This is a genomic window from Lentibacillus halophilus (assembly GCF_039522485.1).
Lineage (GTDB): Bacteria > Bacillota > Bacilli > Bacillales > Amphibacillaceae > Lentibacillus > Lentibacillus halophilus.
This window is the reverse complement of record NZ_BAAADM010000054.1, coordinates 318,247-341,069: the sequence shown is the minus strand read 5'-3', so window position 1 is coordinate 341,069 and position 22,823 is coordinate 318,247. Positions and strand designations below refer to the sequence as shown.

At 41.9% G+C, this 22,823-nt stretch carries 23 protein-coding genes; 6 read left to right on the top strand and 17 right to left on the bottom strand.

Annotation, left to right across the window (positions count from 1 at the left end; genetic code table 11):
* Positions 1–41 precede the first annotated feature (41 nt).
* From ABDZ72_RS11505 to ABDZ72_RS11490, 4 genes are all read left to right on the top strand, one after another.
* The gene (locus tag ABDZ72_RS11505; RefSeq protein ID WP_343753204.1) at positions 42–3,692 is read left to right on the top strand and encodes a dynamin family protein; all 3,651 of its coding nucleotides are present in this window, start codon (positions 42–44) and stop codon (positions 3,690–3,692) included.
* Between the two features lie 2 nt (positions 3,693–3,694).
* Positions 3,695–4,582: a 5'-3' exonuclease gene (locus ABDZ72_RS11500; protein ID WP_343753202.1), complete on the top strand. Its 888-nt coding sequence runs from the start codon at positions 3,695–3,697 to the stop codon at positions 4,580–4,582.
* Between the two features lie 128 nt (positions 4,583–4,710).
* Positions 4,711–5,631 (top strand): cysteine synthase A, encoded by a 921-nt coding sequence (cysK, locus tag ABDZ72_RS11495; protein WP_343753200.1) that lies wholly within the window; start codon positions 4,711–4,713, stop codon positions 5,629–5,631.
* A gap of 103 nt (positions 5,632–5,734) precedes the next feature.
* Entirely contained in the window at positions 5,735–6,367 is a 633-nt protein-coding gene (locus tag ABDZ72_RS11490) for a DUF3889 domain-containing protein (protein ID WP_343753198.1), read from the top strand.
* 345 nt (positions 6,368–6,712) lie between these two features.
* Here ABDZ72_RS11490 and ABDZ72_RS11485 read toward each other — a convergent pair whose 3' ends face one another.
* The 8 genes from ABDZ72_RS11485 to ABDZ72_RS11450 all read right to left on the bottom strand — a co-directional run bounded on the left by ABDZ72_RS11485 (position 6,713) and on the right by ABDZ72_RS11450 (position 15,983).
* Positions 6,713–8,239: an FAD-dependent oxidoreductase gene (locus tag ABDZ72_RS11485; protein ID WP_343753196.1), complete on the bottom strand. Its 1,527-nt coding sequence runs from the start codon at positions 8,237–8,239 to the stop codon at positions 6,713–6,715.
* 108 nt (positions 8,240–8,347) lie between these two features.
* Complete coding sequence (gene narI / locus ABDZ72_RS11480; RefSeq protein WP_343753194.1) at positions 8,348–9,046, bottom strand: respiratory nitrate reductase subunit gamma; 699 nt, start codon at positions 9,044–9,046, stop codon at positions 8,348–8,350.
* A gap of 58 nt (positions 9,047–9,104) precedes the next feature.
* Complete coding sequence (gene narJ, locus ABDZ72_RS11475) at positions 9,105–9,707, bottom strand: nitrate reductase molybdenum cofactor assembly chaperone (protein WP_343753192.1); 603 nt, start codon at positions 9,705–9,707, stop codon at positions 9,105–9,107.
* The gene (narH, locus tag ABDZ72_RS11470) at positions 9,707–11,245 is read right to left on the bottom strand and encodes a nitrate reductase subunit beta (protein WP_343753190.1); all 1,539 of its coding nucleotides are present in this window, start codon (positions 11,243–11,245) and stop codon (positions 9,707–9,709) included. The genes narJ and narH overlap by 1 nt, the downstream gene beginning before the upstream one ends.
* Positions 11,235–14,918, bottom strand: a complete 3,684-nt coding sequence (locus tag ABDZ72_RS11465) for a nitrate reductase subunit alpha (RefSeq protein ID WP_425542377.1) — start codon at positions 14,916–14,918, stop codon at positions 11,235–11,237. The genes narH and ABDZ72_RS11465 overlap by 11 nt, the downstream gene beginning before the upstream one ends.
* The gene (locus ABDZ72_RS11460) at positions 14,905–15,192 is read right to left on the bottom strand and encodes a hypothetical protein (protein WP_343753188.1); all 288 of its coding nucleotides are present in this window, start codon (positions 15,190–15,192) and stop codon (positions 14,905–14,907) included. The genes ABDZ72_RS11465 and ABDZ72_RS11460 overlap by 14 nt, the downstream gene beginning before the upstream one ends.
* Positions 15,193–15,213: 21 nt before the next feature.
* On the bottom strand, positions 15,214–15,534 hold the full coding sequence (locus ABDZ72_RS11455) for a hypothetical protein (RefSeq protein ID WP_343753186.1): 321 nt from the start codon (positions 15,532–15,534) through the stop codon (positions 15,214–15,216).
* A 32-nt stretch (positions 15,535–15,566) separates the two neighbouring features.
* Complete coding sequence (locus ABDZ72_RS11450; RefSeq protein ID WP_343753184.1) at positions 15,567–15,983, bottom strand: hemerythrin domain-containing protein; 417 nt, start codon at positions 15,981–15,983, stop codon at positions 15,567–15,569.
* A 299-nt stretch (positions 15,984–16,282) separates the two neighbouring features.
* Between ABDZ72_RS11450 and ABDZ72_RS11445 the strand changes: the two genes are divergently transcribed.
* Positions 16,283–16,552 (top strand): acylphosphatase, encoded by a 270-nt coding sequence (locus ABDZ72_RS11445; protein ID WP_343753182.1) that lies wholly within the window; start codon positions 16,283–16,285, stop codon positions 16,550–16,552.
* A 150-nt stretch (positions 16,553–16,702) separates the two neighbouring features.
* On the opposite strand, the gene ABDZ72_RS11440 is transcribed toward ABDZ72_RS11445, so the two are convergent.
* Positions 16,703–16,942 carry a 4Fe-4S dicluster domain-containing protein gene (locus tag ABDZ72_RS11440; RefSeq protein WP_343753180.1) on the bottom strand — a complete coding sequence of 80 codons (240 nt, stop codon included), beginning with the start codon at positions 16,940–16,942 and terminating at the stop codon, positions 16,703–16,705.
* Positions 16,943–17,089: 147 nt separating this feature from the next.
* Here ABDZ72_RS11440 and ABDZ72_RS11435 point away from each other — a divergent pair, with 147 nt between their 5' ends.
* Positions 17,090–18,280, top strand: coding sequence for a M14 family metallopeptidase (locus ABDZ72_RS11435; protein ID WP_343753178.1), 1,191 nt, complete (start codon positions 17,090–17,092; stop codon positions 18,278–18,280).
* A 42-nt stretch (positions 18,281–18,322) separates the two neighbouring features.
* Here ABDZ72_RS11435 and ABDZ72_RS11430 read toward each other — a convergent pair whose 3' ends face one another.
* The 8 genes from ABDZ72_RS11430 to ABDZ72_RS11395 form a co-directional block, all read right to left on the bottom strand.
* Positions 18,323–18,529, bottom strand: a complete 207-nt coding sequence (locus tag ABDZ72_RS11430) for a DUF6501 family protein (protein ID WP_343753177.1) — start codon at positions 18,527–18,529, stop codon at positions 18,323–18,325.
* Positions 18,530–18,571: 42 nt separating this feature from the next.
* Complete coding sequence (gene msrA / locus ABDZ72_RS11425; RefSeq protein WP_343753175.1) at positions 18,572–19,525, bottom strand: peptide-methionine (S)-S-oxide reductase MsrA; 954 nt, start codon at positions 19,523–19,525, stop codon at positions 18,572–18,574.
* Positions 19,526–19,614: 89 nt separating this feature from the next.
* Positions 19,615–20,079, bottom strand: a complete 465-nt coding sequence (vrrA, locus tag ABDZ72_RS11420; RefSeq protein ID WP_343753173.1) for a VrrA/YqfQ family protein — start codon at positions 20,077–20,079, stop codon at positions 19,615–19,617.
* Between the two features lie 262 nt (positions 20,080–20,341).
* Positions 20,342–21,106: a twin-arginine translocase subunit TatC gene (gene tatC / locus ABDZ72_RS11415; protein ID WP_343753171.1), complete on the bottom strand. Its 765-nt coding sequence runs from the start codon at positions 21,104–21,106 to the stop codon at positions 20,342–20,344.
* Between the two features lie 66 nt (positions 21,107–21,172).
* A complete protein-coding gene (gene tatA, locus ABDZ72_RS11410) occupies positions 21,173–21,367 on the bottom strand; it encodes a twin-arginine translocase TatA/TatE family subunit (RefSeq protein ID WP_343753169.1) in 195 nt (64 codons plus the stop codon).
* Positions 21,368–21,385: 18 nt separating this feature from the next.
* A complete protein-coding gene (tatA, locus tag ABDZ72_RS11405; RefSeq protein ID WP_343753167.1) occupies positions 21,386–21,601 on the bottom strand; it encodes a twin-arginine translocase TatA/TatE family subunit in 216 nt (71 codons plus the stop codon).
* Between the two features lie 129 nt (positions 21,602–21,730).
* Positions 21,731–22,309, bottom strand: a complete 579-nt coding sequence (gene mobA, locus ABDZ72_RS11400) for a molybdenum cofactor guanylyltransferase (protein WP_343753165.1) — start codon at positions 22,307–22,309, stop codon at positions 21,731–21,733.
* 17 nt (positions 22,310–22,326) lie between these two features.
* Positions 22,327–22,818, bottom strand: coding sequence for a dihydrofolate reductase (locus ABDZ72_RS11395; protein WP_343753163.1), 492 nt, complete (start codon positions 22,816–22,818; stop codon positions 22,327–22,329).
* Positions 22,819–22,823 lie beyond the last annotated feature (5 nt).

Sequence of the window (22,823 nt, the reverse complement as noted above, 5' to 3'; positions counted from 1 at the left end):
AATGGAAGGCAATAAGTGTTAACAAAAGGGGAAACAGTCTTATGCCTATGAAAACAGAAGAAAACCAACTAACCAAGCAGCACTTTGCTTCCTTTTATCAATTTATACTAAAAAATGGTGATACGAAAAACGCTGAAAAATTATTGGATGTCTATGAAAAATGGAATCGTTCGAGCTTGATGATTGGTTTTTCCGGGCACTTTTCCGCTGGGAAATCGTCTATGATTGATTATCTTCTGGAAACGTCCATCCTGCCGAAAAGTCCGATACCAACCAGTGCCAATATCGTAATGATTCAATCCGGCAACGGGGGCGCGCAACTTTATTTAGAGGACGGTACTATATGCACGTATGACGAAGAAGCTTATAATATTGATGATATTAAGACGTTTGCCAAGACAAAAGGGACTATTAAAAAAATAGATATCCATTTGCAGAATTCTATTTTGCCGGAAGGGTCCACTATTATTGATACTCCCGGTGTAGATGCGGCTGATGACACCGATGGAATGATCACGGAATCATCGTTGCATCTGATGGATGTGCTGTTTTATGTTATGGATTATAACCATGTACAGTCGGAAGTGAATCTTGAGTTCCTGAAAAAAGTTCAGAAATACGGAATACCTGTTTTTATTATTATCAATCAAATTGATAAACATAATCCTGATGAATTGACGTTTGAGGACTTCTTCAAAAAAGTTAAACAAACGTTTGATCAATGGGAAGTTTATCCTAAGTCTATTTATTACTCTTCTATAAAGGACGACAATATGGAGGTTAACCAAGCTTCGGCCATTAAGTCCAGACTGTTTTCTCTCATGACCGACGAGAAACCAACACTTTATAATATTGAACGTTCGGTAAGACAAATACGGGATGACCATCAACACTATCTGCTCGCGTCGTATGAAAATGACGTGTCTAATCATGGACTTCAGGATATAGAAGAAATTGACGACTTCAATGAGCGTATAGAACAAGTGAATGAGAAATTGATTCAATTAAAAAACAAACCAAAGCAAATAGAAGACGCATTTCTTCACGAATTGAATACAACGTTAAAAAATGCGTATTTAATGCCGGCGAAGCTGAGAGACAAGGCTCATCTATTCCTGGAAGCTCAACAAAACGATTTTAAAGTCGGATTATTCGGATCAAAGAAAAAGACAGATGTGGAGCGAACCAAACGGTCAAATGATTTCCTTGACGACCTTCAGAAAAATTTGGAAACATCCATCCAATGGAAGTTAAGAGACAAATGGACAGAATTACTTGCCTATTATGAACTCGATGATCCACATATGACTGAACAAATTCAAACAGTGATGGTTTCTTACGATACAGAAATGCTGCGTGATTTAATCAAACCGGGCGCAAAAATTACCGGAGATTATGTTCTGGTTTACACGAATGATGTCAGTGAAGATATTAAGCGGAAATTCAAACAGAAAGCGTTGCATCTATTGGATTTAATCAACAATAAAGCAAAAGAACAACTCAATAAAAAACTGGTGGCATATGAAACTCAATATCAGCAATTGGAAGAAGCTAATGAAAAGCAGAAAACTTTGCAGAAGCTGCAGGAATATTTAGCAGAACAGTACAGACATATGGATCAAATACTTGAACATCCGGATGCATCTAAGTCATCCCTAGAACAATTAGACAACGCTTTAGACACAACCTATGAAACGAAATGGCCGGAGAATGTTGCTTCTGTTGCAACGGTTACTGATGGCGGGCAAGCTGACCAGAAAAAGGAACAAACGAAACCATCACCTGAAACGACAGACTTACAAATAAATACACTCCTCAGCGAGCTAACAAAAACAATCGACATGATTTCCGGTTTGCCAAGTTTTGAAACGCTTATCCATGATTTGACCCAAAAATATGAACGCCTTCAGCATCGATCCTATACCATAGCGTTGTTCGGTGCATTCAGTGCGGGCAAATCTTCTGTTGCCAATGCGTTGCTGGGAGAATCTGTATTGCCTTCATCTCCTAATCCGACAACAGCTGTCATTAATCGAATCAATCCGATCAATGACACATACAAGCATGGCACGGCCATCGTCACGATAAAAGATGAGAGCACACTAATCGCAGATATTCAAAAACTGATTAACCATTTTACAGTACCTGCTTTTGACTATTTAAACGAGTTGTTGACTTGGATAAGACAAACCAATCTCGTTCATTCTGCCGACTTGGAGAAAACCAGTCAAAATTATCTCCAAGCTGTACTTGATGGATACGACAATATGCGTTCCAACATGGCTCAACAAAAGACTGTTCCAGTTGGTGAGTTAAACGATTATGTTACTGATGAAAGAAAAGCATGTTTCATTGCATCCGTCGATCTCTACTACGACTGTCCATTAACACGTCAAGGGATTACATTAGTGGATACACCTGGGGCTGACTCGGTGAACGCGCGGCACACAACGGTTGCTTTTGATTATATTAAATACGCGGACGCTATATGTTATGTCACCTATTACAATCATGCTTTCTCAAGAGCGGATAAGGATTTTCTTGTGCAACTGGGGCGGGTCAAGGAATCATTTCAGATGGACAAAATGTTCTTTATTATGAATGCTTCCGATCTTGCTGAGGATAAAAGCGAATTAGAAACAGTCCGCCAATATATTGAAGAATACTTAATTTCGTATGGTATCCGCTTTCCGAAATTGTTTCCTTTATCCAGCAGACAAACCATTCAGGAAAAAAGAGACGGAAAACCGCTTAACAACGAAGTGTTGGCTATTGAAGAATCATTGAATCATTTTATTCACGAAGATTTGACATCCATCACAAAACAAGCAGCTGTATGGGATATGCAACGAACGCTTAACGAAATGCGCCACTATGTTGATGCACTTCAGTGGGGAGCAAAAGAAAAAGAGCAATTTCAGGCCTCATTGAAAACGGAGGTGGCATCGCTGAAAAAATGGACGGATGAATTACATGCATCCACGTACACGAAAAAAATCGATCAAAAACTGGAAAAACAGTTACACTATGTACTCGAACGTTTTTCCATCCGTTTTCATGATATGTTCAAGGAAACATTCAACCCAGCAACAATCACGGCTTCCGGCAAAGAGGCTCAACGTCAGCTGGAAAATTGCTTGGCCAATCTGCTTGAGTACTCGGGTTACGACTTGATGCAGGAGCTTCGGGCTGTCTCGTTGCGAATAGAATCCTTTATTACCGAGCTCAAACAAGATGTTCATCGCCATTATGTGAACAAGGTCCGAGATATGGACAGTGCATTTATGCTGCCGGATGCCGACCAGCCTGTGTTGAACACCCCGGAGTATGAACAGGCGTTTCAGCAACTTGATGCTCAAAGCTTTCCGTATGAATTGAAACAATTTAAAGGAACCAAAGCATTCTTCGCTAAAAATGAAAAAGAAATTATGAAAGACGCGCTGCTAAATCGTTTATACGCATATGCGAAGCAATATATTGATGATTATCATGAGGTGATGAGAGAAACTTATACGAATCAATGGTACCGAATGATAAGTGATTTACAACAGTGGATTTATGATCATATTGACAGCTATGCAAACCGACAAACAGCAATGTTGACAGAAAAACCGGCCGATATGCAAACGTTGAAGGAAAATGCCCATGTTCTTACATCCATGTTGGAAAAATACGAAATGGCGGAGGTATAAATATGACTAAGCAACAGAAGATTTTACTTGTGGATGGCATGGCGTTGCTTTTTCGCGGTTTTTATGCAACAGCATTATCCGGCCATTATAGATACACGAAAGACGGGGTTCCAACAAACGCTGTTTATCAATTCTTGCGGTATTTCCTTGATGCACTGCATCGGTTTGAACCAACCCATGTCATTTGCTGCTGGGATATGGGAAGCAAAACATTCCGCACAGAGTTGTTCCCCGACTACAAGGCAAACAGGTCTGAGCCACCCGAAGAGCTTGTGCCTCAATTTGAATTGATCAAAGAGGTTACAAGTGCGTTTAGCATACCAAACGTTGGACAGGATTTGTATGAAGCCGATGACTGCATTGGTTCATTGGCGGGTCAATTCTCTGTTGATCACGACGTGTTAATCTTAACGGGTGATCAAGATATGCTGCAACTCGTTGATACTGGGATCACTGTCGCAATCATGAAAAAAGGGATCGGCAACTATGACGTGTTCAACAATGAAACGTTTTACGATAAAAAAGGGATTCACCCGCAACAAATAATAGACTTAAAGGGATTAATGGGGGATGCTTCGGATAACTACCCCGGTGTAAAGGGAATTGGCGAGAAAACGGCACTAAAATTACTGCAGGAATACGGGACAATTGACAGCCTTCTTGCTAATATGGAATATTTGTCTCATGGATCACAGAACAAAATAAAAGACAATCTGGAAATGCTTCATTTATCGCGAAAACTCGCAGAAATCAAGTGTGATCTTACGATAAAGTGCACGCCGGAAGAGGCGTCATGGTGCTATGACGCCTCGGTAGTCGAAGAAACATTTACAAAGTTGGAATTTTCTGATCTTATTAATCTGTTAAACCGGTCGACTGCAAACATTTGATCAACAGCAGTTCCTATATCATTCATATGGCTTGAGCGACTGGTTATCGCTTGTACCTGAAAAAATGTCAGGAAAAGTTCTATAATATGATCATAATGAAAAACGTTGGAATAGAAAGGTGACTATTAATGAAATCAGTTGAAAATATGACGTCATTGATCGGGGAAACCCCGGTGGTCCGATTAAATCACATTGTTCCGCAAGATGCTGCTGAAGTGTTTATTAAACTGGAATCATTTAATCCGAGCAAAAGTGTGAAAGATCGTGCGGCATACAGTATGATTGATAAAGCAGAGGAGGAAGGTCTGATTGAACCCGGTGCCACCATTATCGAACCGACGAGCGGGAATACCGGTATCGGCCTTGCGATGAGTGCTGCAGCCAAGGGATATCACGCGATTTTCGTCATGCCGGATAACAGCACCGCGGAACGGAGAAACATTCTGCAGGGATTTGGTGCCAAGGTCGTGTTAACACCAAGTGATGAAAAAATGCCTGGTGCCATTCGGAAAGCTGAAGAATTGCACCAGGAAATACCTAATAGTTTTATTCCACAACAATTTGAAAATAATGCCAACCCCGACATTCATCGGACAACAACAGCACTCGAAATTTATGATCAGATGGATGGACAATTGGACGCATTTGTCGCCACTGCCGGAACCGGTGGCACAATAACCGGTACAGGTGAAGTGCTGAAAGAAAAAATTCCTGGTCTGTATATTGCTGTTGCCGAACCTAAGGGATCACCAGTATTGTCAGGCGGTGAACCGGGCAAACATAAATTAGTAGGCACCAGTCCTGGATTTATTCCTGATATTTTAAATACATCCATTTATGATGAGATTATCCAAGTCGGAGACGATGAATCCATTGACATGTTTCAATTACTGCCACAGAAAGAAGGTATATTTACTGGTTTATCCGGTGCCGCGGCTGTTATAGCAGCCATAAAGACCGCCAAACGCCTAGGACCGGACAAACATGTATTATGTATATCTCCGGATACCGGCGAACGGTATTTGAGCATGAATCTGTTTGATGAATGATATTCTCATCTGGAGTCCATGGTTTTCCCGTTGAAGACACCTGTCACGAACCTGTGAAAGGCGCATATCATAACAGGGAATTCATTCTGACAGGAGGAAAACCATGTATAGGCAATATCCAAATTTTTATCCAGCGTATGATGATTACATTTATTCGAATTGGCACAGCTATATACCAACGACGCAGGGTAACGATTTTCGTCAACAGACAATCAGCGGGCAGGCAACTTGGACAGAAGGCGGACAGCTTACCAAATGCGGCATACCATGGTCTACGAATCAATATATGACGGCAGCGGTCGGCACTAATTCCCCGTACGAATGCGGGCAAACATTGAAAATTCATAACCCCGCTACTGGAAGAGACATTATGGTGACAGTCGTTGATGAAGTGCCCGGGTATTCAAAGAATCAAATTAATTTGCACAGACGGGCGTTCCAGACACTGGGGATCAATCCACAGCAAGGCGTTGCCAATGTTGAAATAACTCCAACGAATGGGACCTCTCAGCAAAAATGGGGGGAATATTTACTCAAGATCACCCAAACAGCTTATCCGTCCTATCAAGTAACCGAGTATCAACTTACCGATGAAACACAAGTATCACCGGAAAAAAATAAAGAAACATACCAGTTTAGACTCCAAGCGAACCAAGAGCGCATGACCGTTCAAGGAACAGTTATTTATAATTCTGAAACTGACCGGATTATATCCATTTATATTCAGGAAACGTGAGTAACAATAATGCTTTTTTTCAAAAACATTACGCCTGAAATTGAAATGGACAAAAAGATATAAGAATGATAACGTATATATGTGCCATGAATTGAAAACGAGGGAGGCATTGGCAATCCGGGGCACAAGCTTCCCTCGGTTCTTTTATAAACGGGTTTACATAATATATATTATAGGAAGTTTTATTTAAAAAGGAGGTTGTCATGTGTCAATCCTAAGTTTACTTGTGATAGTGAGATGAAACAAAAATCACGCTGCACGTTAACAACCTATAGTGTGTGCTGTGTGCAACGTGATTTCATATATTGCATTTCATTCTGCTACATCCATCAATGATTCATTTTATTACAATTCCACTTTATTTAATGGTTCTTTCGCAGGTCCTTCGATAACGTCACCTGTATAGGCATATCTCGATCCGTGGCACGGACAGTCCCAAGTCCGGTCACCTGCATTCCAATTTACCTCACACCCAAGATGCTTGCAGGTTGTATCAACAGCGTATAAATTATTTTCACTATCTTTATAAACACCGGTACGTTTACCGTTAATACGTGTTACAGCTGCATCATCCGGCGCGAGATCCTTTATATTGTCAATCGTATATTCAAGTTTTCCTTTGATTAAATGTTTAGCAACGTCAGTATTCATGCTCGTAAATTTACGTATGGCCGGGTCAGCATGAAAACGTGATGGTAAAAATAACGCTGCATATGGATTATCTTTATTTAAAATGCGATCACTAAGGATTTTTGCTGCAATGGTCCCGTTTGTCATTCCCCATTTACGGTAACCGGTTGCAACAAAAATATTGTCCTCTTTTTTCGTGACCGGTCCAATGTAAGGAAGGTTATCAACAGTGGTCAGATCCTGCGCCGACCATCGGTATACATACTCAGATATACCGAATGTGTTTTCCGCATAGTTCATTAAGGCATCGTAATGATTCATTGTTGATTCGCCTTGCCCCGGTTTATGATTCTCACCACTGATCAGCCATAAATCCTCGCCATCCATTGATGTGGATCGTATGGATCGTGTCGGGGAATCGGCACTGATATACATACCACCCGGGAATGTTTCCGGTGTTTTAACAGCAATAATATAGGCTCGTTCCGGATACATTCGTGTCGGATAAAACCCCTGGCCGTCATAAAAAGGATAGTGAGATGCTTGAATGACGTATTTGCATGTAATGCGGTGTTCATCTCTCGTGATAATGGCTGGATGCTTGTTATATTCGATATCCGTTGCAGTCGTATGTTCGTATATCTCCAGACCGTCATTGACCGCCTCTTCCACCAACTGTTTTAAATACATCAGTGGATGAAATTGCGCCTGGTTTTTCATTTTCAAAGCGGATTGGACAGGGATATTTAAAGGGATACTGTCTAATTGTTCCCCGGGAATGTCTAGCTGCTCATAGGCTTTTCGTTCCGTTTCCAGTTTTGATATAGAGTCATCCTTATTCGTGAAAATGTAGGCGTCTTCGTTTTGATAATGACAGTTTATATCATGTTTAGAGATGGTTTCTTCTATCCATTGTTTCGCGTCGCTGCATGCCTGATAATACAGCGATGCGTTATCAGCCCCGAAATGTTGCATCAGTTCATCGTAAATAATGCCGTGCTGTGCGGTTATTTTGGCAGTTGTGTGACCGGTAACACCGTTCAAGATGTTTCCAGCATCGATTAACGTGACTTTCATGCCCTGTTTTGTCAACATGTAAGCCGCTGTTATTCCAGTTATACCCCCGCCAACAATTGCGACATCCGTCTTAATAGACGTATCCAATGAAGAAAATTCAGGCAATGATACCGATGCCCGCCAATAGGTTTTAGGAAATTGTGGTACGTGCAGACTGCTTGCCATGTGTATCAGTCCTTTCGTAATCGCAGTCACTTCTAGGATTGATACAGACACGCTATCTTATGCAAAAATAAAAGAATTGAAAAAGACATTCAGTTCTTTTATAAGCTATTATTTAATTTTTAAATGTTTGTATTGGGATCTGGACCGGTATTGCTGTGGTGCTCTGCCCGGATAGTTGACCGGCAGACTATAAAAATGAACCAGCTGCGTAAACGGTATGCTTGCAAATAACCCGAAAGCGGCGATAACATGCACCTTAAATATAAATGGAACGCTGCCCATCAATTCATATTTTGGCTGAAGGATAAATAAACTTCTGAACCAAGGCCCAATGGTTGTCCGGTATTCATATTCTACAACCGTTAAATTGTAAACAATGGACATGTAAACGCCCAAGCCGGAAACGACGAGCAATGCAATGATGGAAAAGAAATCAGCAAACGTTGCATGTACCCGTACAGGATCGATAACTATCTTCCGGATCAGAAGAATGATAAGGCCTGCAACAACCATCAATCCGGCTAAACCGCCACCATAAATGGCGCCAAAATGATATAAATGATCCGGTATACCAAACGCATGATAAAACTCAATTGGTACGACCATTCCCATAACATGCCCGATAAACGCAAACACAATACCCCAATGGAATAACGGGGAGCCGAGCCGCAGCCATTTTTTCTCAAAAAACTCTGTTGAAGGAGCAGCCCAAGTCAATTGCAAGTAAGCGAAACGGTATATTAATCCGAGGATCATAATCAGACCGGTAATATATGGAATAATGACCCACCAGAAGATTTCACCCATATCCCATTCCTCCCTGAATGTTAATGTTAGAGTACAGCTAAAACACAAATAGTAATTGTTATTGGTACGTAATAGGAAATGGCAATTCTTCCAAATCAGCTTCTTCCCGTTCATACTCTAATTGTTCTATTTCTTTCTTTGTTGGTTCAGGGAAAACCGTTTCCATTAATAATTGCAGAAATGGACGATACGGATTGCCCTCTGGAAGATTGCTCCATATGCGATGAATGGCTACCGAGAGTCTGCGAATCAGTCGTTCATTATCACGACTGTCCGGCGCAACAGAAAGAAACTCCAGAAGCATAGGGATATAGTCAGACAAATCGTTGTCAATCCGTTCATATCCCGCTTGATTAATAATCTTTTGCATTTTAATCAATGCTGCACCACGTTTATTGCTGTCTCCGAGTTCATGAGCTGTCAAATACAGCCCATTTTTTGCCCGGAGATCAAATGTGGACACATATTCCGTTTGCAATTCGTCGATGGCATAAGGATTGAATGCCTGGAGAGCATCAGTTGCTTTTTGCTGCGTGTCCATTGACGTGCTATCGTTTTTCATTTCATCCTTCATGTCTTCAATATCATCAAAAAATGTTTCGTCAGGGTATGCCAGCAAACGGGCGCCAACAATGAGCAATAGGCGTTCTTGTTGTTCCATTACTTCTTGCCTCCTGAGGTGAATGTCACCATTTCACCTGGCGATGTTTTTCTTTCAGATGAATAGTCGGTAAGGCCTTCAGGTGGTGCCAGATCTTCCAGGCTGCAAGCACCTTGTTCATAATACAGATCATCATCCATTTCCCGGCGTCCGGTTGGAATGACGAATCGTTCATTATATTTGGCTACTCCGAGTAATCGTGCCATATCCTCTATTTCTTCCGGATCCGTGTTGGCTTCTTTCAGCAATTCGCTTTGTCTGAATTCATCCACACCACCAACTGTTTTTCCCCGCATGTATACCCGCATGGCTGTTAATTTCAACAATACGTTCCGAATGACTGTCGTGTCACCTGCGGAAAGAATGGATGCTAAATACTGCACAGGTATGCGCATTTGATCAACAGCCGGTATATAGCCATCAGTACTCAAATCCTCTTCATTGGTAATATGATTCATAATTGGACTTAACGGCGGTACATACCAAACCATCGGCAATGTCCGGTATTCCGGGTGTAAGGGCAACGCAATTTTCCATTTCATAGCCATTTTGTAGACCGGTGAATTTTGCGCCCCTTCAATCCATTCATCAGTGATTCCTGCTTTTTGTGCCTCGTTAATGACGTCGGGATCAAATGGATCAAGAAAGACGGACAACTGTGATTCGTATAGGTCTTGCGGATCTTCAACGGATGCCGCTTCTTTGACTCTGTCCGCGTCGTACAGTACAACACCGATATAGCGGATCCGGCCAACACAGGTTTCCGAACAAATCGTTGGCAACCCCGCTTCTGTCCGTGGATAGCAGAAATTACATTTTTCCGCTTTATGAGTATTCCAATTGTAATACACTTTATGATACGGACATCCACTCATGCAAAAACGCCAACCGCGGCATGCTTCCTGATCCACAAGAACAATACCGTCTTCATCCCGCTTATAAAGGGCGCCGGACGGACAGGATGCTACACACGAAGGATTCAAGCAGTGTTCACAGATTCTTGGCAGATACATCATAAACGTCTTTTCATATTCAAGTGAAATATGCTCCTGCAGTTTTTCAACGGTGGGATCCTGTGAAACGACTTCTGTTCCCCCTGCCAAATCATCATCCCAATTGGATCCCCACTCAGGTTTGTCGATATATTTACCTGTAATCATGGACTTCGGACGTGCTACAGGCAGATTGTCACTTTTAGGACTGTTAATCAAGTGTTGATAATCATAGGTCCACGGTTCATAATAATCATCCATTGTGGCCATGTCCGGGTTGTAAAAGATGTTCATCAGCTTGGAAATAGGCCCGCCTGCTTTCAACTGTAATTTACCGTTTTTCAAAACCCATCCGCCTTTAAAGCGTTCCGTATCCTCCCAGCGCTTAGGATAACCGGTTCCGGGCCGAGTCTCCACATTGTTGAACCACATATATTCCGTTCCAGGCCGGTTGGTCCATGTGTTTTTACATGTGACGGAACAGGTGTGACACCCGATGCATTTATCCAAGTGCATCACCATTGCTACCTGTGCTTTAATTCTCAAGCCAATCTACCTCCTTCAGCGCTCTGATAACTGCGATGGTATCCCGCTGATGCCCGGTCGGCCCATAATAGTTAAATCCATAACTTAACTGGGAATATCCGCCGATCATATGCGTTCCTTTCAATGTAACCCTCGTTACACTGTTGTGGGTTCCACCCCGTTTTTTATTAATGGAAGTGGCAGGAACACCCAATGTACGATCCTGCGCATGATACATATAAGCCGTTCCTTTTGGTATTCGGTACGTGACAACGACGCGTGCAGCAATAGCTCCATTACGATTGTAAGCCTCGACAAAGTCATTGTCTTTCAAGTCAATGGAAGCTGCATCGTCTTCGTTCATCCAGATCGTCTGCCACCCTCTGAACAGTTGGGACATATGGGTCGTATCCGTAAACATCGTATGGATGCCCCATTTCTGGTGTGGTGTCAAATATCGTACAGTAATAGATTTATTTTCGTTTTCCTCCACACCCAATTCTTTTTTCAGGAATGGTCCATATCGTAGCGGCGGCAAGTAAAGTGGCAATCCTTCACCGTAATCAAGCATCATTTCATGATCGAGATAAAAACTCTGTCTACCTGTCAGTGTTCGCCATGGGATGTTGTATTCCACATTTAAGGTGAACGGTGAATAACGCCGATGATCTTTTTCCAAACCGCTCCATACCGGTGTGGATATAGCATTGCGTGGTTGAATGCTCAAATCACGCAACGTGTGATCCTCTTCTGCACGTGGCTGGGCGATATCCTCAAGATTTTGTCCGGTTTTGGATTCAAGCGATTTCCACCCGGCAACCGCCCGTTTCCCATTGGTGGCTCCCGACATTAACAGAATGGCATTGGCAGCCTGTTCATCCGTGTACAGATCAGGATTTCCTTTACCAATTCCTTCCCGTTTGGATTTACCGAGACGTCCGCCCAACTCGTCATAGACTTCTTCGCCGGGAATAGTTACACCTTTGCCGCCATAACCATTTTTAATAAGCGGACCAATCGTCGTCATCTGTTGATAAACATTTGGGTAATCCCGTTCAACCACCTTAAAGTTTGGCATCGTTTTTCCGGGTATTGCTTCGGTCTCACCTTTGCGCCAATCTTTCACCTTCCCCATGGCTTGAGAAATTTCACCCGGTGAATCATGACCAAGTGGCGACATAACCAGTTCTTCTGTTGGTGGAAGGTGTTTTTCCGCCAGTTCAGAAAACACTTTACTTATCTCCCGGAACGTATTCCAATCATTTTTTGCTTCCCATGGCGGCGAAATAGCTGCGTTGAACGGGTGAACAAATGGATGCAGATCCGTACTGCTGATGTCATTCTTTTCGTACCATGTTGCTGCCGGAAGTACAATATCGGAGAACAACCCAGAACTTGTCATACGGAAATCAACACTGACCAGCAGATCGGCTTTTCCTGTTGGCGCATCTCCTTCAGTATTGATCGTTTCTGGTTGCCATGAATTTTCCGGCTCCGCGAGTACTTGGTTATCTCCACCTACCAAATGTTTAACGAAAAATTCGTGGCCTTTGCCGCTGTCGCCCAGCAAATTGGAACGCCAATTGAAAAAGACGCGCGGGAAGTTTCTCGGATCATCCGGATGCTCGATGGACCAATCGATCTCATTATTTTTTATTTGGCCGACAACATCATCAATAATTTCCTGTTCTGATTGTGCACCTCTGTCACGGCTTTCTTTAACCAAGTCAATGGAGTTTTGTGAGAACTGCGGAAAGGATGGAAGCCAACCTAGTCTTGCTGCCAATGCGTTCAAATCAGCCGGATGCATGTCACTGTATTTACCGCCCCACTCTGTTTCATATTCGTCCGGAATGCTCTCATAACGGAATTGGTCGGTTACAAAATAGAAATAGGATGTTCCGTTCTGGTGACGCGGTGGTTTTTGCCAGTCACCAGCAAAAGCTACCTGCTGCCAACCTTCCTGCGGGCGCACTTTTTCCTGTCCGACATAATGAGCCCAGCCACCGCCGTTGACCCCTTGTGAGCCTGTCAGAAGCACCAGGTTTAAAATAGCACGGTAAATCTGATCACTGTGGAACCAGTGATTGGTTCCTCCGCCCATGGCAATCATGGATTTTCCATTGGTGCGTTCAGCATTATCAGCGAATTCACGGGCGACCTTAATAACGTGATTTTGGTTTACACCTGTTATTGATTCCTGCCATGCCGGTGTATATGGTTTCGGGTCATGATAATCGGATGGATAGTCGCCCGGCAAACCACGGTCAATACCGGTATGAGCCATCATCAGATCATAAACCGTCGTTACTTTCAAATGGTTTCCGTCAACATCCTGTATTTCCCTGTAAGGCACACCGCGCTTGACAATATCTCCTTCTTTTTCGGCAAAGTAGGGAAAACTGACGTTTGCCGTGTCGTCATAGTGATCAATGAAACTAAGTTCTGGATCAATGGTTGTTCCATTGTCCTTATCAAGCTGAAGGTTCCAATTGCTTCCACCATCCCATCGAAAGCCGATACTGCCATTCGGTGCCTCCAGCGTATTTGTGCCGGAATTCCAAACGATCGTTTTCCATTCGCCAAGGTCGTGGTCATTATTTAGATCCGACGCACGAAGGAAGCGGTCACTGCGATAATCTCCATCCTGTTCATTCAGAGTGACCAAGTATGGCAAATCAGTAAACGTTTTGGCGTAATCGGTGAAGTATGGTGTCTCTTTATCAACGTAAAATTCCTTTAAAATAACGTGAGTCATGGCCATTGCCAATGCAGCATCCGTACCGGCACGTGCCGGAAGCCAAATATCCGCGAATTTCTCATATTCCGCATAGTCTGGGCTTACACCAACAATTTTGGTGCCATTGTAGCGTGCTTCGACCATAAAATGCGCATCCGGTGTGCGGGTCTGCGGGAGATTCGTTCCCCAAATGATGAAGTACTTCGAATTATACCAGTCGGCGCTTTCCGGAACGTCTGTCTGTTCGCCCCATACTTGGGGTGATGCTGGAGGCAAATCAGCATACCAATCATAAAAGCTTAAAATCGTCCCTCCGATCAGTGAAAGAAACCGGGTACCAGAAGAATAGCTAACCATCGACATGGCCGGTATTGGGCTGAATCCAGCCACACGATCCGGTCCATATTGTTTAATCGTGTGAATGGACGCGCTCGCAATCATTTCACTCATATCCCGCCATGTCGCGCGTACAAAACCGCCTTTTCCGCGTGCTTGTACATATTTGGCACGTTTTTCTGGCGTATTTACAATATTCTGCCATGCTTCGACTGGATCAAAGCCTGCTTCACGTTCTTCTTTCCATAATGAATATAAATCACTGCGGACGTATGGGTATTTCACTCGGATTGGGCTGTATGTGTACCATGAAAAGCTGGCGCCCCTTGGACAGCCGCGCGGCTCATATTCCGGAAAATCATCTCCGGTGCTTGGATAATCGGTCTGCTGAGTTTCCGATGTGATAATGCCGTCTTTTACGTAAATTTTCCAGCTGCAAGAACCTGTACAATTAACACCATGAGTTGAACGGACCACTTTGTCATGTTGCCACCGTCTTCTGTATATATCCTCTGAATCACGGGGGCGGGTACTTTCTTCAGTCCATCCTTCATTGATATGATTTCCGGATTTAATATGTCTTAAGCTTTCAAATAATTTATTTCTATTCTTTTTCACCCTTGTCACCCCTCTCATGGGTTGCTTCAACTGGATTAAACCGTTCACCCAATATACGGAAACTACCACTGCCCTCATTCAATTCTTCAATGAATATTTTTAAACTTGGTGCATTTGATGCAACCAGTATTAACCGTTCCAATGTATCATAATCATTAATGTCATAAATCGACTCGATCATTTTTGGCGGTATGTCACCAAATCTCATCTTCAAAATCGCTAGCAAATCTTCACGATCGTCTACTATATTTGCTTCATCTTCAAACATAAACATGGGTCAAACATCCTTTCCGATTCACGGTTTCATCATTCGGAAATAATCAGCAATCATGACTTCTTTGCAGGATTCGCCTGCTTCTTCCAAAAATTCCGTCAATGCTTCCCTTTTGTTATGAAGAACGTCATTTGTCAAAGACCGGGACATCTGATGGGCAAATCCATCCCCGTAATAAAGGATCACCTTGTATCCAGATTCTTCTTTAATTGCATTAGCCTGAATATCATATTTATGAATGTTATAACGGTTTTCCAGTTCAGTTGTTATAAAATGATATAACTCCGGGAGTATAATACGGAGCGACCGTTCGTTGCCGGATGCTGTCTGATTGGAATCCAAATAACGTCACCTCTCATACAATAAGTAATCATTCAGTGCTTCGGAAGCACATCCAATTCCTTTTGATTATGAAGCTGGTCAACGATAATCATGGAATGAAACCGTTGCACCACATCATTAGTCACGCCGTATTCCGGCAATAACTGCTTAATTTCAGCCATCAATAGTCGTAACAAATCATGATCACGTGTTAATGCCACGATGTCATCTTTTACATCTGGATTTTCGTCCACCAGGTCTTTATATAACCCCTCTTCCTCCGATTCAGCATGTGCGAGAGTTCTCGTCTCCCATTGCTCGACAAGAACATAAGCTAATTCCATCGCTTTTTCCTGTTGGCTGTCATCCGCGAGTTTTTCGAGCATTTCCGTTAACTCGATAGCTTCGTTTAATGCTGCTTCATGTATAGCTGCGTGGCTATCAGCATTTTTCAGAGCAGGACCTGACATTTTATCACTCCTTACAGCCTATTAAGCGTGATATACGACCATTGGGGCTTTCCTTTTCGTATTTTTGATACCGACGTGTTCTTTGAAAATAATATCGATTTTTTACAGCATATCACGCAACCTGGTCTCTAACAATTTATTCATGGAAACATATGGCGAAAGTGTGATTATTGTCACGAAAAGATTATGACAATTAATGTGAAATGTTTTTAACAGCAGTTGATGATTGGAAAAAGGGAAAAAATATGTTTAAGATAACAGTATGCAACGATACAATGATAGACAAAGGAGAGGTCACGATGCTGGCACATATCGTCGTCAGCGGACGCGTTCAAGGCGTGGGATTCCGATACTCTGCACAACAGCAGGCAAGAAGCCATCGATTGGCAGGATGGGTGCAGAACAAGACAGACGGCACAGTTGAACTTGAAGCGGAAGGCGACGCAGAACAAGTTCGTTCATTTATACAAATATTAAAAAAAGGATTCAGTCCGTTTATTCATGTGGAAAATGTGGATGTAAATTTCGATCAGAATAATAAAGGGTATACGGATTTTTCCATAAAATGAAACGGACGATCAGTAGGCATTTTATCTCCTGCTGATCGTCCGTTTCAATTCTTATTTAGAGGCCGGATATGACAGCCCCCTTCGTTGTTTATAAAGAAAGAACCGCCATCAGTAAAAAGCGATTCTTGCTTCATCAAGGTGCTTTATATCTCAGCGGTTCTCAAAAAACTCGCGGTTCGTTGTTATAAATTTACTTTCCTCTTCCGGTACGTCATCTTCCATATAAATGGCTTCTACCGGACAGACAGCCTCACATGCACCGCAATCGATACAAATATCGGGATCAATATAAAACATATCCTTGCCTTCTTCTATACAATCAACAGGACAAACTTCCACACATTCTCCTGATTTTTCATTAATACATGGTGATGTAATAACAAAAGCCAAGCTATTTCCTCCTTCCAATGAGAGGCAAGATTAAATATCTCATTATAAATATTACATAATTTTTTCTCGTGATTCAAGCATTAAAACACATTTCTAGGCACTCATGCATATCATGTACTATCGGAAGTACGGGAAGGAGAGATACCATTGAAAGTCACCATTCGGCCCGGTGATTCATTACAATATTACAGTGAGCTATTTGATATCCCGTTTGCATTGATTGACCAATCAAATTCAGAGATTAATGGTCAACCATTAACAGCGGGGCGAAACATACACATTCCCGGTTATACCCTTCATTATCAGTCAACGGCACCGAATGATACATTAAAGAAAATAGCCAAGGAAAAACGTTTGTCCGTTGATATGCTTCAATCAGTCAACCCATCCATAATTGCTGATCATCTGCCAATCAATGACACAATTGCGATTCCCGAACGAGTGAACGAACGGATTTTAACGGATTTTCATCATTATACATTTGATACCATGATAAACGACATACAAAAGCTGACGACAATCTATCCATTCATCACGCAACAGGTGATCGGCCATTCTGTTATGGGGAAGGATATCATTGAAATACAAGTGGGCAATGGCAACAAACAAGTTCATTTGAACGGATCGTTTCATGCCAATGAATGGATTACAACTCCTGTTATTATGCGTTTTATAAACGAATACGCGCGTGCATTGACAAATAACCTTCCATTACGATCGCTATCCACACTTCCTCTCTTAACAGACACGAATTTGTCGGTTGTTCCAATGGTTAATCCAGATGGTGTCGATCTTGTATTAAATGGCGCGTCGGCAGCTGGTAACCGCAGAAGAAACGTTCTTTCACTCAATAATCACGACACCGATTTTTCCAATTGGAAAGCAAATATCGCGGGCGTGGATTTAAACAATCAATATCCGGCACGCCGGGAAACAGAAACCGCAAGAAAGCCCGATTCGCCGCAACCAAGGGACTACCCAGGGCCCTATCCATTATCGGAACCGGAATCAATGGCCATGGCTACATTGGCCAATACCCGCGAATTTTCGCGAGTTAGTGCTTTTCATACACAAGGCGACGTCATTTATTGGGGCTATGAAGGGATCGAGCCATCATCCGCACAGACTATAGTCGACGAATACGGTCGTGTGAGCGGTTATACCCCTGTTCGTTATGTTGATAATTATGCCGGTTTCAAAGATTGGTTCATAAAAAATTATCAACGCCCTGGTTTTACGGTTGAATTGGGCTCGGGTGTCAATCCACTTCCTTTCACCCAGTTTGATGAAATATATCAAGCATCGCTCGGAATCATGTTAGCGAATCTTTATATGTAACGGGCAACCGATAGATAAAATAACAGCAGGATCTTTCTGCTGTTATTTTATCTCTTGGAAGTAATTTTTATAAAAACCACCAATACGTTCGCTGTTATCAACAATGAAATAAAATTCATCTGTTTCATTCTTAACATCATACTGTCGCCCAGGGGTCAGCTTATGATGAACTATAAATTTTTCAGCATCAGCATGAACACATTCCACTATTTTCATGGTTTCCCGATTTTGCCAGTTTAAATGTATCACGTTTCAACGCTCCTGTTCCAATGCCTATAATTATTAAAAGGTTTATTCAAAAAGCGATAAGTATTGTCCATATCCTCGTTCGTTCATTTCTTCCTTCGGTATGAATGTCATAGCAGCAGAATTCATACAGTAGCGCAATCCGCCTTGATCGGCTGGTCCATCAGGAAAAACATGACCTAAGTGAGAATCGGCTGTTTTGCTTCTGACTTCAGTGCGAACCATTCCGTGGCTGGTATCGGTATTTTCCTTCAGTCGGTAAGAATCAACAGGTTTTGTAAAGCTTGGCCAGCCGCATTGCGCATCAAATTTATTCTGTGAGCTAAACAAAACCTCACCGGAGATCAGATCCACATATATCCCTTCGTCATCTTTATCCCAATATTCATTATCAAACGGTTTTTCCGTTCCATTCTCCTGTGTCACGTTGTACTGCACAGGGGTCAGCCTTTCCTTCAGTTCTGACTTTTCCGGTTTCTGCTGCCAATACTCCTTAATAAAGGCCTCACGTCCGGACCCTTTCTTATACAGGCTATAATGGAATGATTGTTTTTTGTAATAATCCTGGTGTTCTTCTTCAGCTCTGTAAAAAGGTTTGGCGGCTATAATTGGCGTTACAATCGATTTCGAGAATTTTCCGCTTTTTTCCAAATCCTGTTTGGATTGTTCTGCAAGTTGTTTTTGTTTTTCATTATGATAAAAAATAGCTGTTTGGTAGGACTCGCCTCGATCATTGAACTGTCCACCGGTATCTGTTGGATCAATTTGTTGCCAAAAAGTGTTGAGAAGTTCCTTATAAGGCATTTTTTCAGGATCAAATGTGATTTGAACCGCTTCTACATGCCCGGTCTGATCTGAACAAACGTCTTCATAAGTTGGATTTTCGGTGTGCCCGCCGGTATAACCTGAGACGATATTCAGTACACCCGGACGCTCATCAAACGGTTCCACCATACACCAAAAACATCCGCCTGCAAATGTTGCCAGTTCGGTCGTCATAGAATGCCTCCCATTTGTTCTGGTTTCATTGGTTCCATTTTTTCGTTTTCAGCTATGAAAATCAAATATTTTGCCTGAGTAGCAAACAATCAAACAAACAATTTTGGCGTTGATACACCTGAATGATGCGACGTATCACTTGTATTATCGTCCGACGTGTTTTCCATGGACGGTGTCGTCATATCCTGTTCATCATTTTCCTCATTACTTTCTAAAGACGTCTCAGAGGCTGTCTGATTTTCTGATTCTTCTTCATCATCGTTTTCGTTCAATGCTTTCATTAATTGCAGCATCATTGGCAGATTTTTTACCATCGGTCCGTATTGTTGTATGATAGGAGCCGTTGATTGAACCGTTTTTAATATTTGCTGCAAGCTTCCCAGTTTTTGTGAAAAATTATTTATCCGATCCGGCGATAATAAACGCTGCATGTTATGGGATGTAAACAATTGTTGCAAACCACCTGGGGAATGTTGCTGAGGCAATCCAGGGGGAAAAAATCCCTGTGGCTGGTAAAATGGATAATTGGGACCCTGTTGCATCGGCCATACCATTATGATCCTCCCCTTCCATGATTGTTACGTATCGTATTGTACGTGACAAATGCTGAAAAAGTGCATGGCCGATACACATCCACTGTTCTGATAGAGCCTTTACTTACACCCAAACTATTTCCCGGGAAACCGCACAAAACAGCATTTTTTAACACAGAAATGACAGAATATGGTGAAAACGCGCCTATTTTGTTGTAGACGGGAATCCCCTATTCTATCTGTTTTCATCTTTGTGAATCAGGACGCAATGATCAATGAGCAGCTAGTCACTATTATTGTTATCCATAAATTCACGGTGCTTTTTCAGTTTTTTACGGTACACAACAGCTGCCAAATAAATACTGATTTCATAAATAATAATAAGTGGAACAGCAACGACAAGTTGCAGCGTAAAATCCGGTGGTGTAATGACAGCACCGATGATAACAATAATTAAATAGGCATATTTCCTCGTTTTACGCATAAAGTCTGGCGTAAGCACACCGAGACGCGTCAAAAACATAGCTATAATAGGTATTTCAAAGAACAAGGCAAACGGTATAACAATTCGGAACAGTAATTTAAAATAACGGTCATATGTAAAAATTTCATTGAACATGTCATTATTAAGAGATAATAAAAATGGGACAATCAATTGAACAAAAATGATATATCCAAATACAATGCCAATAAGAAACAAAAGAAATATAATCGGTATATACCATAATGTCGCTTTGCGTTCCGGTTTTGTCAACCCAGGTTTAATAAATAGCCAGATTTGCAGACACAATATCGGCAATGTCCCTATGATGGCAACCAATCCTGCAAGCGTTATATAAACCGATATTAAATCAGTAAGCCCTGTAACACTTAACTTAAAAGGTAAATCCGCAGCTATAAAATCATAAATTTCCTCGACATACACAAATCCCGCCACAAAAAACAGGATGAAAAAAACGGCTGTAACGATTAGCCGGTTGCGCAATTCAGATAAATGGCCAACGACATTCATGTCTTTGTCCTGGTCAAATTCGTGTCCTTCAACCATGCGTTCACGCTCCCACTATGGCAGAAAAAAGATGTAAGGTTTCCCCTACACCCTTTGCCCATCCGGTTATTGATTAGATGAATGATCATTATTTCTGGAATCCTCATCGTCTGAAACAATGTCCTTAGTTGCATTTTTGAATTCTTTTAATGAATTGCCAAAAGACTTACCAATTTCGGGTAGTTTTGATGGGCCGAAAACAATCAGCGCAATGACCAGAATTAAAATTAATCCTGGAATACCAATACTGCCTATTCCCATTATCATCACTCCATATGATTATTTGTTGTCATCCTCTTTAAAAACCTGTTTGGCCTCATTAACTTCTTTGGAAACATCACCAGTTAAATCTTGTGCTGATGTTTTGAACTCTTTTAATGTAGTCCCTGCCGCTTTACCAATCTCTGGCAATTTATTAGGGCCAAAAATAATTAGTGCCACTATCAGAATTAAAATTAATCCCAGAATACCAATACTGCCTATTCCCACTATCATCACCCCGTGTGATTATTTTTTCCACAATCTTATAGACAGTCCATACAATAAAACGTATCGCAACACCGTCTGACAGTAATTTATCTCCTTGCCATTGTAACACGGGACACAACCAGCGTACAACTGAACTTATAATTGTTTTGATTTTTCGTATTGAGCGGGATCGTTCATGTTAAAAAAATGTTTTTCAAGTTTTTGATCGGGTATGTTTTTATAATGTGACACATATCGGACGTTAATATACTTAAATAATGTGCGCACTTTCCGCTCATCATGATGAAGCAGGCACTGAACCTGTGGAAGAACCTGTTTTTTATAAATACCTGCAAGTGGATGCATTCGCTCATTATATACCGGAATAACAGCATCAACATTTTCGAGTGACTGATACAGCAAATGGTATATGCTCTGATCAATAAACGGCATGTCACATGCGGCGAATAGACAAACATCCGAATTTGAATGATACAACCCGGATTCTATACCGGCAAGCGGCCCCATGTCTTTATATCGGTCTGTATACATATCGATTCCAAGAAACGTGTGTGATGCAGGGTTATTAGTGATAACCGTTGTCTGGCTGCTGCATTTTTTCAGTTCTTCTGTGACGTGTGTAATTGCTGATTTTCCATAGATGGTCAATAATGATTTATCGGTCCCCATACGAGATGATTTACCACCCGCAAGAATTACTCCAGTTCCTTGCATCTGCATCATCCCCCTTACTATCTCCGGTCATACTGACGGAAGTAATAATCGTAAGGATTTTTGTCATTTCGCTCCCCTTTTTCTTCTGCGGTCAATTGCCAATATTTTTCTGTAAAAAGAGGGAAATACGTATCTCCAGGAAAACTGTCATCAATAAACGTAATATACAGGCGGTCTGCGTGCGCAAGAAATTGTTCAAAAATGGTCGAACCGCCAATAATAAACAGTTCGTCATCGGGATGCTCATCATTCCATTGAAGTACCGTGTTCACATCATGAACAACCTCAACGCCTTCCGGAAAATGGGCCTTCTGTTTTCGTGTAATAACGACATTTTCACGGTTGGGAAGCGGCTTTCCAATGGCTTCAAATGTTTTGCGTCCCATAAAGATGGTGTTTCCGGTTGTTTTTTGTTTGAAAAACTTCAAGTCGTTCGGGAGGCGCCATGGCAGATCGTTTTTATAGCCAATCACCCGATTTTGGTCCATTGCAGCCAGTAACGAAATCATTCGTT